Origin of the sequence: Microtetraspora sp. NBRC 13810 (assembly GCF_030268685.1) — a bacterium.
Classification (GTDB): domain Bacteria; phylum Actinomycetota; class Actinomycetes; order Streptosporangiales; family Streptosporangiaceae; genus BSRQ01.
In genome coordinates this window covers 128,675-140,948 of sequence record NZ_BSRQ01000026.1, presented here as the reverse complement: position 1 = coordinate 140,948, position 12,274 = coordinate 128,675, and the positions used below count along the sequence as shown (strand labels likewise).

Here is a 12,274-nt window from a genome sequence, read left to right as displayed (position 1 = left end):
ATCTCGTCGACCACGTCCTCGGTGACGTTGTCCACGACCTCCTCGACGATGTCCTTGGCGCAGCCCATGGCCGACATGCACGGGAGCGACATGTCGATCGGCTCGTCCATCGAGGTGCCGGTGAAGGAGCCCGACCATGCCCCTGCGGCATCGCTGTGAGTACGCCGCAGATCTTCCTCACAACCTCCCCAGCGGCTCATACATACCGCCGTAAGAGTTCTCCGCCCGTAATGAGGGGCGAATGCGCACCGCTTCCAGCCCATATCCACCAGGTTCGAGCTGGCGCCTGATCAAGGGGGTGTCACACGCCGGTTCCTCGCGTACTCCTTTCCGTCTCGCTAGCCGGACCCGGACCATCTGGTAGTACTGGCCCGTCCCGGCGTTGTCAGGGCTGCTCCCGCCCTCCCCGGCACCACCCGGATCAGGCTGCCCTCAGCTCCACCTCCCTGCTGCGACAGAGTCAGCGGTGAAGGTCTTTACCTCCACTCGACTCACCGCGCCTCACGGCGCACCCATGACCTCCGGCACTCGACCGCCACCCTCCTCCTGGAGCAGGGCATCGACCTCGTCGTGATCAAGGAGTTGCTCGGCCACGCTCACATCGGCGTGACGGCCGGCGTCTACGCCCACGTCCGACTCCGCCTCCAGCGCCAAGCCATCGACAGCCTCGGCGAAGCTCTCAGCCCTGGCAGCGACGGCCCCGACCTCCCACCCGTCGTCCGCTGACGTTGCCGTCACCGTTGCCGTCAAACGCCCGTAGAGGCCCCGCTGGAAAACTCCAGCGGGGCCTCTACTTTTATATCTCTATCGCCTTCGAAGGTAGGTTACCTACTCCGACGAGATTCGCTGGATAACTGGGTTTGCCGACAACCCAGGAATCTCTGTAACCAACCGCGAATACGCTTCCCGAAGGAATCGAAGAACTTCACCCACGAGCTCTTCACGTCCCACGGCTCCGCGCATTGGATGCTTCGATGAACTCACCGCAACCAGATCGCCATCTTGACGCAGATGAATCACCTCTTCGCTTTCAGTGAAACCGAATGCGGCATCTTCACCTGCCGAGATGCGATTCACCGCACCAGAGAGAGACAAGGCCAGATCGACGAGAGTCACAAATCTCTTCTTTGAGACGATCTCAACGTCGCCAACCATCAGTTCGAAATTCACCCCGAAGCACTTGTAGCGGAGGTCCATTTCGCTGATCGCGGCCGGATCGCCCTGCTTGGCAGCGTCCCAGGTCTTGGTCCAGGCTGAACCCGGATCCGGGAGGTAGAAGGAGAGTTGAATCACGCTTTTCCTCACTCGCTACTCACTTAGTACGGAAACGCCGTCACGACTTTTCCGTCGTTAACGATTACGCGGACACCAGTTAGCTCGCCTCCACCATTCGCCGGGCCCGCCCTCCCGACAGGGTTCCGAAATCCCACTCGTAGATTTGACCAGGCCGCGCCTCGCCTGTAACAGGGTCCGGCGTATTGGGCTTCGGCGTTCCCCGGTTGATAGTGTCGGCTATTCGCTGGCGAACGTGCTTTGCCTTACCGGTGAAGATCCCAGCGGCATCGTCCACCAGCGCACCTCCGGGCCGGTGACGGTCCACGATGTGCTGCCAGTCGCCGTTTTCCAGCGCCGCGGTTCCACACAGGCCATTCGAATTGTGCACCAGGACCGGCGTCTGTCCCGCCAGCACATAGTACGTGTGCTAGGCGACCCCTCTCTACCTGCATTTTCGCAGGTCAAGCGGTATTCGGCGGTCCGCTGGGGTGCGGGTTCGGCTGGGGTTGTTCGTGGTTGTTGCCGTCACTACTGCCGTCAAGGGTCTAGACCAATCAGATAGGCCCAATGACCTCCACGGTTCGGCGGGCGGCCGCCGGGGCGACCCTCAGCAGGCGTGCGGCCAGCTGGTGCGTCGATCAGTCTCGCAGCGCGGGGGCCGGGGCGGGAGGGGTTGGCCTGCGACGGGCGGCCGGGAGCTTCGCTCCCCGCTGAAGGCGGTGCCGGCCACCGCCCTCGGTGAGCCTGCGCGACGCACGTGAAGGGTCGGCCCCCTGGTCGGCCCTGTGCTGCGATCCGGCCGTAGGACGGTCGTAGGCGACAACTTGCTCCGCCAGGAGCCCAGTTACGGTCAGCCCGACGACCAGGCAGATTGCCGCTCCGGCAGCCCCGGATCACCCCCGACTGCCGGGGCGGCTCGCCACCTGCGGCGTAGCTGGCCTCCCGATTGAACGGCGGGTTTGTCGGCGACGGCGGCCAGCCTCGGCGGGCGGGGCCCGCCTTGAACCTCGTAGAGAAAATCTGAACGCAGCCCCGAAGCCCGCCCCGCCCGGCGGGTCAGCGGCCCCGCTCGTCGCCGCCCGCCTCCAGGGCCTGAACGCGGTGACGGAGGTCAGCGATCTCGTCGACGGCGTCGGCCAGGGCGCGTTCCAGCGCCTCGACGCGGGTAGCCGTTCCGCTTGCGGGTTCGGTTGCCTCCCTGCCGTCTTGGTCATCAGCCTCGGCCTCATGGTCGGGGTGGTCGCGGTGGGCGACGAAGGCGCCCTTGCCGGGGCGGGAGACCGCCCACCCGTCCTCCTTCAGCACGGTCATGGCCTTCTGCACGGTCAGGCTGGATGCCCCGAACTCCCGCATCAGCACGGCCTGCGTCGGCAGCGGATCTCCCGGCCGCAGCCCGCCGGAGCGGATCCGCTCCCGCACGGTCTCGGCGATCACCTCGAACGTCAGCGGCACCCCGCTGCCCGCCGGCCTGCGTCCGCGTCGCCCCACCACCACGCCGGTCACCCATGCCCTCCGTGCCCCACTACCACCGGATTTCGGCCCGTCCAAACCCGGAAACCGGCCTCACACTACCCGCGTCCCACCACCCAGCAGAAAGGAATCAGGAGGGATGCACTTGAATGCGCCGGTGAGGCGATGTTAACGTCACGCACCCGCCGGTGATCACCACCGCTCCCGCCGACCAACCCCCTCCGGTCCGGCCCCGCGCCCACTCCGAGGCGCCCCGTTCCCCTGTGAGCCGACGACTTCGGCCTGCCCACACCACCTCGCGCGTACCGCTTCCGCGTTCCCGCCGAAAGGCCCCGTTCCACATGCCCGCACAGCTCTCACTCCCGTACCCCGCAAACGCCACGACCGCATGCCGGCGATCGTCCACGTTCGCCATGCCGACCGCACCCCAGAACAGGTCCACCGCCGTGCCAACGGGTGGGCGGGCGACGCTGGACCGCCGTGCCCGGCTCACCGCCAAGCTGGCCAAGCTCGCCGCCACCGGCCAACTCGCATCCCTCGCACAACAGATAGCCGGACTCGGCGGCTGCGCGCACCCGATCCGACTGACCGGGCACCGCACCCGGCTGGACAGTGCGACCGGCGAGATCCTCGACCACTTCGACTCCAGTCGGCTCCCAGCGGGCGAACTGCTGGTCCGCTGCGCCAACCGCCGCGCCACCCGCTGCCCCGCCTGCTCCACCGTCTACCGCTACGACACCTACCAACTCATCGCCGCCGGACTACGCGGCGGCAAAACCGTCCCCACCAGCGTCGCCGCACACCCCCGCGTCTTCACCACCCTCACCGCACCCGGCTTCGGACCCGTCCACAACCAACCCGACACCGGCCCCTGCCACTGCGGCCGCGCCCACCCCGACCACGACCGACTGCTGGGCACGCCGCTCGACCCCGAGCGGTACGACTACACCGGCGCGGTCCTGTGGAACGCGCACGCCCCGGCCCTGTGGGCACGCTTCACCACCCACCTGCGACGGGAGATCGCGAAGGCGGCAGGGCTCACACAACGGACCCTGAAGGACCACGCCACGCTGTCGTACGCCAAGGTCGCCGAGTACCAGAAGCGCGGCCAGGTCCACTTCCACGCCGTCATCCGCCTCGACGGACCCACAGGACCCACCAGCACCCCGCCCACCTGGGCCACCACCCAACTCCTCGACCACGCCGTCCGCGCCGCCGCCACACGTACCCGCGTCCACCACGAGGGCGAACCGCCGAAGCAACCGCAGCCCGCCGGGGACATTCCCGCGTCCCAGCCCCAAAACTCACATCGGGGTGGGCGGTTGGTGTTCCGGTTCGGGCGGCAGATCGACGTCCGGGCGATCCGCGGCACCGACTTCAGCGGAGACGGCCCAGTCACCGATCGACACGTCGCCGCCTACATCGCCAAGTACGCCACCAAGGGAGCCGAGACCACCACCGGCACCCTCGACCGCCGACTCCGCCTCCTCGCCGAGCTGCACAAGTACGACATCACCGACCACGCCCGCCGCATGATCCACACAGCCTGGCACCTTGCCACCAACCGCCGACACGCCCACCTACGCCTGCGCCAATGGGCCCACATGCTCGGCTTCCGCGGCCACTTCTCCACCCGCACCCGCCACTACTCCACCACCCTCACCCACCTCCGCGCCGAACGCACCGCCTGGCGAACCAGCCGACCCGACACCCAGACCCCCGCCCCGGCATCGACTGAGACCCAGGCCGGCCAGACGGACAGCACTCCGGGCAGTGACCGCGCCGGACACTCCACCGACCTGGCAGCCGGTCACCGACCCGATCACGGTCATTCCACAGGTCACCGTCCCGGTCACCGCGATATCGCCGCACGGCCCGACGGTTCGGACACGACGCTGGTCATCTCCCACTGGCAGTACGCCGGAACCGGCCTCCTGCCCGAACTCGAACACCTCGCCGACCTCCTGGCCGCGAAACGGCAGACCCGACCCGAGCAACCGACCCGAACCCGACGCTCGGAACGCTCCGGCGACCGCGCCGGTCACCCGGTCGGTCACTCCACTGATCGGCTGACCAGTGCTGTCCGGGCGGGGGCCGCCGCGTGACCGCCGGCACGGAACTGCTGACGGTTCCCCAGGTCATGGCCCGCCTCCAGCTCGGCCGTTCCGCCGTCTACGACCTGCTCCGCACCCGCCAGCTCGCCTCCATCACCCTCGGCCGCGCCCGCCGCATCCCCGCCCACGCCCTCACCGACTTCATCCGCACCCGCCTCGACCAGGAAGCCGCCGCCTGATGCCCACACCCCGAGACACCCCCGCCTCCCGCCGCGTGCGCGCCAACGGCGACGGCACCGTCTACCAGCGTAAGGACGGCCGCTGGGAAGCCGCCGGATACGTCCTCGCTCCCGGCAACACCCGCAAGCGCCTCCGCGTCTACGGCACCACCCGCAAAGACGCCCTGGCCAAGCTCACCGAGAAGATCGCCGCCAGCAACCGCGGCCTCCCGTCCCCTCCGCGCAGGGCAGCGTGGCCGCGTACCTGACGTACTGGCTGGAGAACGTCGCCGTCCACCGGCTCCGCGAGACCACCCACACCCGCTACACCGCCTGCGTCCGCCTCTACCTCATCCCCGGCCTCGGACGGAAGAAGCTCGCCAAACTCACCGCCAAGGACGTCCGCACCTGGCTCGACCCACTCCGCACCACCTGCCAGTGCTGCGCACGCGGCACCGACACCAACCGCGACCAGCCCCAGTGCTGCGCGATCGGCACGTGCTGCCGCAAGCGGCTGTCCCCGCTGACGCTGGCCTACGTGCACTCCGTGCTCAAGTCCGCCCTGGAGCACGCCGTCCGCGAGGAGGAGATCCCCCGCAACGTCGCCAGGAACGTCCGAATGGGTACCCCCCGGCCCCGCCGGTTCGAACCCCTCACCGCCGAGGAGGCGCGCGCGTTCCTGGCCGCCACGCACGGGCACCGGCTGAGCGCGCTATTCGAACTCGCCCTTCGAACCGGACTGCGCAAGGGCGAACTCCTCGGCCTGCGCTGGGAGGACCTCGACCTGGCCGGCGGGACCGCCAGCATCCGCCGCACCCTCCAGCGCACCAATTCCCGAGGCCTGACGGCCCTGCCCACCAAGACCCAGAGCTCGGAACGAAGGATCGCGCTGCCCACCGAGTGTCGGCGCTCCCTCGAACAGCACCGCGACCGGCAGCACCAGGAGCGCGAGGCGGCAGGGGCGAGCTGGAAGGCAAGCGGTTACGTCTTCACCCGGACCGACGGCAACCCGATCGAGGGCGCCACGCTCACCCGGCACTTCAACGCGCTACTGCGCCGGGCTGCTCTGCGGCGCATCCGCTTCCATGATCTCAGGCACTCGGCGGCAACTCTGCTCCTGGAACAGGGCGTCGAACTCGTCGTGATCAAGGAGCTGTTGGGCCATGCCCACATCGGCGTGACCGCGACGGTGTACGCCCACGTCCGACTCCGCCTCCAACGCGACGCCATCGACCTCCTCGGCCACGCCCTCCGCAACCGCAACGAGCCTGCCACCCGACCCGACGACGGCAACGAACCGCCCGTTTGTGCAGCGCCCGTCCGCTGACGTTGCCGTCAACTACTGCCGTCAGACACCACAGCGGCCCCACCGGAAAACCATCCGGTGGGGCCAGCGTGTTTCCATCGTTGATGGCATTCGAGTATTTAGGGCACTCTCGGTCGCCCTCGATCGCTATGCGGTCTCCATTCAGAGGACCCAATCGCGAACAATCCGCAGGGCCCTTTCCATGCCTTCCCGATCTTCGATCTGCGCATGCTCAGATCGCACATCTCCAGACTCAGCGTCTACCAGATCCAGCTCAGCTTGGCCATCCGTCCATAGGATGACCTGACCCATCTTTTCCGACCCTTCAAGGATCCAGCGGATAGATCGTGGATCACGATCGGCTGGCGATTCTTCGATCTCCGACAGGAGGGAAGGCCCATCCCCACGCTGCATGTTCGCGATCCACACTGAAGCCGCTTCCAGCAGGTCAGAACCTTCTAGGGGCATGTTGTACCTCCGCCAAGTCGGATGTTCTACGCCTCTGGCAACTCCAGTGGAGCGCCGCCCTTTTTGACCGACAAGCGAGAAAATACCGTCGTCGAGTCAGACATTTTATAGTCACCTGGCCGTCCGCCGGGAATCAGCGTCGACTTCGGCACATCAAATTCTACATAGACCGATCCTGGCCGCGATGAAATATAAGCGTTGGGATCGGAAGGATGGACGACGTAACTGAAGCCGCCACCCCCCGGCTGCACCATGCCCGTACTGAGCATCTTCTGATATTCACCCGTACCCATCCAGCGCCCCACGGTGACTAGGCCGTCGTCGCCCCCGGAATTGTGAACCAAGATCGGCGTGGCACCCGCCAGTACATAGTACGTGTGCAGATCATCGACGGTGAGGTTGTGGACGCGTTGGGTGGTGGTCCACTTCTTGACGGCGGTGAGCTGTACGTGAGTTCCGGCTGACGTTTGGAGCCACATGCCGGGCTGGAGTTGGGCGGCGGGGAGCCATTTGCGTAGGGAGAAAATTTAAACCTCGCCGTAGCCACGCTCCCACGCAGCCCGCTGTTCGTCATCTAGCGGAATAGTAGGAAATGATTTTAGGAAACGATGTGCGAGTTCAACTACGGCGAGTTCTTCCAGATCTGGAAGTGTATCGAACTCATCTCGCGTAACATCTAGTGAGAAATGGCCGCCCCCTCCATCCGTGAAAAGCGCTGTGACCGAACACCGAAAGCAGTCTTCGGACTCCGCGTGCAGGAATGTAAGGTAGAGATCTGATATTGATGCACGATGCTCATCCAGCCAGACGGGGCGCCCTTGCCCGCTCCGATGATGAGTCTTCGCTTGCCGGGCTATACGCTCGACCTCACCAAGAGAAACCCTCTTGATATCTCCCCTGCTGAGGACGCCAGCCCGATTCTCGACCTGGGGCCAGACGCGCTTACGGCGCCTGGCCCACCCGAAACCTATCAATTACCGAACCCTAAAATGTAGATAGGTGTGTCATCTGTAATACTCGAATTAGGACTATCTGCTCGCCTCAAAAGCTCACGCATGCGGTGATTGCCATTCCCGAGCACGTTCCCACCCTTGTAAACATACATGGCATCCGGCAGCTGGGTCTGCTGCGCTGCGGCCATTAGCTCGTCGTCCTCAAGATCGCGTAGATCTTCGGCCTTGGTTGCGCTGTAGCTACCGTCAGACTCCAAACTTCTCAGATCGCCGACACGAGCATTCGGCCCGGGAGCCGGCGCCGCTTCCTTCTTTCCAAAGACCCGCTTGAAGAAGCCCGGCTTCTCGGCAGGGCAATTATGTACCAGCACCGGCGTTGTGCCTGCTACCACATGGTAGGTGTGCAGCTCGTCAACGGTTAGGTTGTGGACGCGTTGGGTGGTGGTCCACTTCTGGACGGCGGTTAGCTGGACATGGGTGCCGGCCGAGGTTTGGAGCCACATGCCGGGCTGGAGCTGGCCAGCCGGTAGCCACTCACGCAGAGCGGGGATCCAGAACGGGTGCTCGTCCGTGGCAGTGACGACGTCGGTGGCCGTGCCGCGGGTGCCGTCGATGTCGATGGTGAGCTTGACCAGGTTCTTCGTGCCGTCGCCGGTGATCAACGTGGTGACGGGCCTGGGGCCGGTGATGCCGGTCTCGGGGTCGGTGGCGATGACGTGGTCGCCGACCTTCACGTCCTCGATCGGCTTGGACGTGCCGTCGGCCATGAGGACCGGGGTACCGGGGACGAAGCTGTTGGGCCGGCGGTCGCAGCTGCCCAGGCCGTCGCCGGGGAGGCCGACGAGCGGTAACTCGGGGGCCACCTGGTCGATGATCTCGTCGACCACGTCCTCGGTGACGTTGTCCACGACCTCCTCGACGATGTCCTTGGCGCAGCCCATGGCCGACATGCACGGGAGCGACATGTCGATCGGCTCGTCCATCGAGGTGCCGGTGAAGGCATCGATGATCTCGAGGCGGTCCTCCCGGAACAGGGCGTCGAACTCATCGTGACAAGGAACTCCTCGGCCACGCCCACATCTCCATCACCGCCGACACCTACGCTCACGTCCGGCTCCGCCTGCAACGCGACGCCATCGAACGCATGGCGGGCGCTCTCGACGACCACCCCGAAACGTAGCCGTCAGAAAACGATCACAGCTGCCGTAGCCGTCAACTTAGCCGTCAACCAGCCTTCCGAGCCCCGCCAGAATGTTCCGGCGGGGCTTCCGCTTTAAATGCCAGCGACAGAATATTTCGACTCTTAATAGACATTTTCGATTTCATATAAAGCGGCGAGCGTGAGACATTCGCCGCTATCGAGACCGGGCAACACTGGCCCGACCCTCAATTTATGGCCGAATCTTGGAATCACCGCGCATTCAGTTTGCCCTCAAACTCTTTCAACCATTCTCGAAAGTCGAGAGCGCTATACATGTACTCGCCAGGAGAGACTTGGATATCACAACCGTGAAGGCGACTCAGCATGGCCCAAGTGAATTCATCGTCCACTTCGACATCTCTATCCGTTCCGCTCCATATTGATGCCCAGTCATTCGCCTCCTCGCGGGAGATCTTCCCTGCAACCAGGTTCCGCAGCATGTCATAGGCTTCGCGTCTGGTTGGCCCGGAACCCATAGATCACCAACTTCCGGTGTAGTTTCCGCAACCATCGAACGTGTAGTGGACTTTAGGTCCACCCGCCTCCGGTCGCACCTGACCATCATGGTCGACAGTTTCATGCCAGGTCCGCTTTTCGTTAGTTGGAGGATCCCACTCGCGCAGCCTCCGCCGCCCTGCCATTTCGCCCGACTTCTGGGGAGGAGCGATCGGATCATAGTATCGATAACGGCCATCTGGAAGCTCACGCATTCCACCCGTGCCGTACTTGCTCCACTGTCGAAGATGTTCCTTATAAAGGCTATGGTCATATGCGTCGTCCGCGCCAGGCCCATCATTATGAACCAGAATAGCCTGGTCGCCGGCGACTACATGGTAGGTGTGCAGCTCGTCAACGGTCAGGTTGTGGACGTGTTGGGTGGTGGTCCACTTCTGGACGGCGGTTAGCTGGACATGGGTGCCGGCCCTGGCGCTTCTTCTTGTCCTTGGAGTTGTCCTTGATCCGCTGCTTGATCTCCTTCTTCACTTGCTGCTTGATCTGCTTTTTGACCGCCTTCTTCACGGTCTGCTGGGTGATCTGTGCCACGATGCGGATCGCGTGGAAGGCGAGCGGGATGCAGAAGAGGCAGTTGCCGGAGGGATCGGTGAGCGACATGGGTCGCCCATGGCATACGTGTAACGGTTGAGGTTGATCGACGGGTAGGGGCTGAGTTGCTGGCCAAGCGGCTGAAGACTGCCTGGCCGCTCGACAGAATTCTTCAAGCTGATCGGGTCGCGGGGAGGAACCTCACCTCCCGGCGACCCGATTCCTATCATTCCCTTTCATGCGAGGGAGGCCGCCTCTGCCAGATTCTCGATGATCATTCCTCGAAAGAAATCTGAGAAGGTCCGGTATCTTTCGATTTCCCCGCCTGCAAGCCAGATAACCGGGGCAGGCCGATCATCTCTCTCGCACGGCATGACGAGAATGTCAATGTCTGCCCTTGACACACCGATAGGAATCAGGCGGGAGATATTCGCTCCTCGCTCGATCTCCACCTCATTCTCGATCACACGCACCAGCTCCTCGGCATCAGCGTACGCGGTGGTGCCGAAATCTGCTGTCCCAAAGAGATCGATGTCCTGCAAGATGGCAGGCCAACCATCCGCGTGGAGCAGGAAATCGACATACTCGGGGTCCAGAGTGCAGTGCGTCACCGTGGTGATCTCCGCGATCCGCTCAGGTGCGGCCGGAGCTCGACGTGGCTCATTGCGCCAGAGCCCGTCTCGGTCACTGATCGCCAACCTGCGCTTAGCCATTTCCATTTCCAGAAAAAGGGCCGACCAATCAGACACCGCCACCCCTGTTATCCACGAGTACGAACTTCCCAGGACTGCACCCCACGGGACAACACTACCCTTGGATCGAAAGACTACTGTTCACTCGCTTCATCATATCGATCCAAGTCGGCGGCTTTCCAGGTCCCAACCACATCGTGTCCGGCGCACTGACCAGCCCACGTCCTGCCACATCAGGTTGGAATCAGCTCATTCCATGGAAACCGATGCCAACCTCCGAGGCTAAGGACTGTCGAGCCAGCAACGCGCCGCAGCACTCTCCACCGGATGTCCGATTTCACCTGTCGCCACCCATTCGGCGAAGTTGCGAAGGACTTGTGAATACCGTGGATCCCTCAGCACGAATGTACTGATCGCGGACTCCCAGGTGGTCCCACAGACGAGCACTGACCCGTCGAGCGACAGCATACGGAATTCTGGGCGACAGTACTCGCTACCGAGCAAGCCTGAAGCGCCTCTCCCCATGATGTCCCATGAGTCCTGCAACGCCACGCAGATCCACTGCGAAGGACCGTCCTCCACAAGGGTGTATGCGACGAGGAAGCGTCGATCGACCTCCGAGAAGAGCCCCGCTTCGACCGAAAGCCGGTACCAGTCTGGCTTCGCCTTCTCGAGCAACAGCGGGTCCTCGATGTCCACCAGAGACTCGGTTCGGCCGTCCTCGAGCGGGCAACTCGGTGCCTGGCCCGTGACGAGTGGGGGAATGAGACCGCACAGATCTCCGCGTTCGTCCAGCAGCAGGAGACCCGCTGCGGCAAGAGAGTCCTTCAGTTCCATTTCATCCATTTGAAGGTTTCGGTCTCGGTAGGTATCGGGCGGGAAGCCTGGCGTATCCGTGCTCGAACACGTTGTTGTAGTGCCGTTCACCATTGTGCGCACTTCCCTCGGGATCTCCCCCCAGGCGGCCCGTCCAGCGTCGATCCGCTTCTGCACTCTGTCCGGGTGGCACGGATCGCCCCCGAATGCCGGCGAGACGGGTTCTGCTATGACCCGCATTGCCTTGGGCCAGGGGGTCAGGTGGAGCATCCGGGTCAGCTCAGCGACCCAGACTCCAGGCCGGGCCTGCTCGTCAGCGTCGTAGCGCACTCCCATGCACGCCCGGGCAGGGCGCGGATCGCGGCGCAGATCTCCTCGGTCGGGTTGAGTACGATCGAGTACTGCAACCGGCGGGTGGTCACCCAGTTCAGGAACGCGTGGGTGCCGCCGCGGGACCGTGCGAATCAGCACCTGCTTGTGCTTGCCGCCAGGGATCTGGGCGAGTGCGGGGCGTGCGGCCTTGATGTGGTGATCAGCGGTGCTGGAGCCCGCGTTCTCTTTGCGGAGCAGCAGTGTGGCGGCTTCCCCGATTCCCTCACTTCCGTGGTCAACGAACGCGGTCATCGGGTGGAAGCCAGTATGCGCCGGTAGCTGCGGGGCATTGCGGGTCCTTGCCGGTATGGCACATTCGACACTCCGGCGGGGCCGCCCTGTACGGCAACGGCCGCCGCTGAGTACGAGCTCTATCCCCCCGCCGACTTCAATCGTGAGAACAGC

15 protein-coding genes are annotated in these 12,274 nt (G+C 64.3%); 5 read left to right on the top strand and 10 right to left on the bottom strand.

Annotated elements, in window-relative coordinates; all coding sequences use genetic code 11:
- Nucleotides 1-357: 357 nt before the first annotated feature.
- Nucleotides 358-726, top strand: a complete 369-nt coding sequence (locus QSK26_RS42005; protein ID WP_352244468.1) for a tyrosine-type recombinase/integrase — start codon at nt 358-360, stop codon at nt 724-726.
- A gap of 102 nt (nt 727-828) precedes the next feature.
- Here QSK26_RS42005 and QSK26_RS36570 read toward each other — a convergent pair whose 3' ends face one another.
- From QSK26_RS36570 to QSK26_RS36560, 3 genes are all read right to left on the bottom strand, one after another.
- Nucleotides 829-1,305, bottom strand: coding sequence for a hypothetical protein (locus QSK26_RS36570; RefSeq protein WP_285779919.1), 477 nt, complete (start codon nt 1,303-1,305; stop codon nt 829-831).
- Nucleotides 1,306-1,372: 67 nt separating this feature from the next.
- On the bottom strand, nt 1,373-1,690 hold the full coding sequence (locus QSK26_RS36565; protein ID WP_285779918.1) for a hypothetical protein: 318 nt from the start codon (nt 1,688-1,690) through the stop codon (nt 1,373-1,375).
- Between the two features lie 641 nt (nt 1,691-2,331).
- The gene (locus tag QSK26_RS36560; RefSeq protein WP_285779917.1) at nt 2,332-2,778 is read right to left on the bottom strand and encodes a winged helix-turn-helix domain-containing protein; all 447 of its coding nucleotides are present in this window, start codon (nt 2,776-2,778) and stop codon (nt 2,332-2,334) included.
- A 380-nt stretch (nt 2,779-3,158) separates the two neighbouring features.
- Here QSK26_RS36560 and QSK26_RS36555 point away from each other — a divergent pair, with 380 nt between their 5' ends.
- Genes QSK26_RS36555 through QSK26_RS36540 form a run of 4 tightly spaced genes read left to right on the top strand, consistent with a single transcriptional unit; the run spans nt 3,159 to nt 6,344 of the window.
- Complete coding sequence (locus QSK26_RS36555; RefSeq protein ID WP_285779916.1) at nt 3,159-4,850, top strand: replication initiator; 1,692 nt, start codon at nt 3,159-3,161, stop codon at nt 4,848-4,850.
- Nucleotides 4,847-5,038, top strand: coding sequence for a helix-turn-helix domain-containing protein (locus QSK26_RS36550; RefSeq protein WP_285779915.1), 192 nt, complete (start codon nt 4,847-4,849; stop codon nt 5,036-5,038). Before QSK26_RS36555 ends, QSK26_RS36550 begins: the two co-directional genes overlap by 4 nt.
- Entirely contained in the window at nt 5,038-5,286 is a 249-nt protein-coding gene (locus tag QSK26_RS36545) for a hypothetical protein (RefSeq protein WP_285779914.1), read from the top strand. Before QSK26_RS36550 ends, QSK26_RS36545 begins: the two co-directional genes overlap by 1 nt.
- The gene (locus tag QSK26_RS36540) at nt 5,271-6,344 is read left to right on the top strand and encodes a tyrosine-type recombinase/integrase (RefSeq protein ID WP_285779913.1); all 1,074 of its coding nucleotides are present in this window, start codon (nt 5,271-5,273) and stop codon (nt 6,342-6,344) included. Before QSK26_RS36545 ends, QSK26_RS36540 begins: the two co-directional genes overlap by 16 nt.
- A 141-nt stretch (nt 6,345-6,485) precedes the next feature.
- Here QSK26_RS36540 and QSK26_RS36535 read toward each other — a convergent pair whose 3' ends face one another.
- The 7 genes from QSK26_RS36535 to QSK26_RS36510 all read right to left on the bottom strand — a co-directional run bounded on the left by QSK26_RS36535 (nt 6,486) and on the right by QSK26_RS36510 (nt 12,121).
- Nucleotides 6,486-6,791, bottom strand: coding sequence for an immunity protein TriTu family protein (locus QSK26_RS36535; protein ID WP_285779912.1), 306 nt, complete (start codon nt 6,789-6,791; stop codon nt 6,486-6,488).
- 26 nt (nt 6,792-6,817) lie between these two features.
- Nucleotides 6,818-7,318: a TreTu family toxin gene (locus QSK26_RS36530; protein WP_285779931.1), complete on the bottom strand. Its 501-nt coding sequence runs from the start codon at nt 7,316-7,318 to the stop codon at nt 6,818-6,820.
- Between the two features lie 443 nt (nt 7,319-7,761).
- Complete coding sequence (locus tag QSK26_RS36525) at nt 7,762-8,727, bottom strand: polymorphic toxin-type HINT domain-containing protein (protein ID WP_285779911.1); 966 nt, start codon at nt 8,725-8,727, stop codon at nt 7,762-7,764.
- A gap of 427 nt (nt 8,728-9,154) precedes the next feature.
- Entirely contained in the window at nt 9,155-9,421 is a 267-nt protein-coding gene (locus QSK26_RS42190; RefSeq protein ID WP_502888794.1) for a YxzC family protein, read from the bottom strand.
- Nucleotides 9,422-9,794: 373 nt separating this feature from the next.
- Complete coding sequence (locus tag QSK26_RS36520; protein WP_285779910.1) at nt 9,795-10,058, bottom strand: hypothetical protein; 264 nt, start codon at nt 10,056-10,058, stop codon at nt 9,795-9,797.
- Between the two features lie 167 nt (nt 10,059-10,225).
- Nucleotides 10,226-10,744, bottom strand: a complete 519-nt coding sequence (locus QSK26_RS36515) for an SMI1/KNR4 family protein (protein ID WP_285779909.1) — start codon at nt 10,742-10,744, stop codon at nt 10,226-10,228.
- Between the two features lie 219 nt (nt 10,745-10,963).
- A complete protein-coding gene (locus tag QSK26_RS36510) occupies nt 10,964-12,121 on the bottom strand; it encodes a hypothetical protein (RefSeq protein WP_285779908.1) in 1,158 nt (385 codons plus the stop codon).
- Between the last annotated feature and the right edge of the window lie 153 nt (nt 12,122-12,274).

Coding starts and splice junctions, on each gene's coding strand:
- QSK26_RS36555 (WP_285779916.1), top strand. CDS start 3,159: ATGCCGACCGCACCCCAGAACAGGTCCACCGCCGTGCCAACGGGTGGG.
- QSK26_RS36545 (WP_285779914.1), top strand. CDS start 5,038: ATGCCCACACCCCGAGACACCCCCGCCTCCCGCCGCGTGCGCGCCAAC.
- QSK26_RS36535 (WP_285779912.1), bottom strand. CDS start 6,791: ATGCCCCTAGAAGGTTCTGACCTGCTGGAAGCGGCTTCAGTGTGGATC.
- QSK26_RS36525 (WP_285779911.1), bottom strand. CDS start 8,727: ATGGACGAGCCGATCGACATGTCGCTCCCGTGCATGTCGGCCATGGGC.
- QSK26_RS42190 (WP_502888794.1), bottom strand. CDS start 9,421: ATGGGTTCCGGGCCAACCAGACGCGAAGCCTATGACATGCTGCGGAAC.
- QSK26_RS36520 (WP_285779910.1), bottom strand. CDS start 10,058: ATGTCGCTCACCGATCCCTCCGGCAACTGCCTCTTCTGCATCCCGCTC.
- QSK26_RS36510 (WP_285779908.1), bottom strand. CDS start 12,121: ATGACCGCGTTCGTTGACCACGGAAGTGAGGGAATCGGGGAAGCCGCC.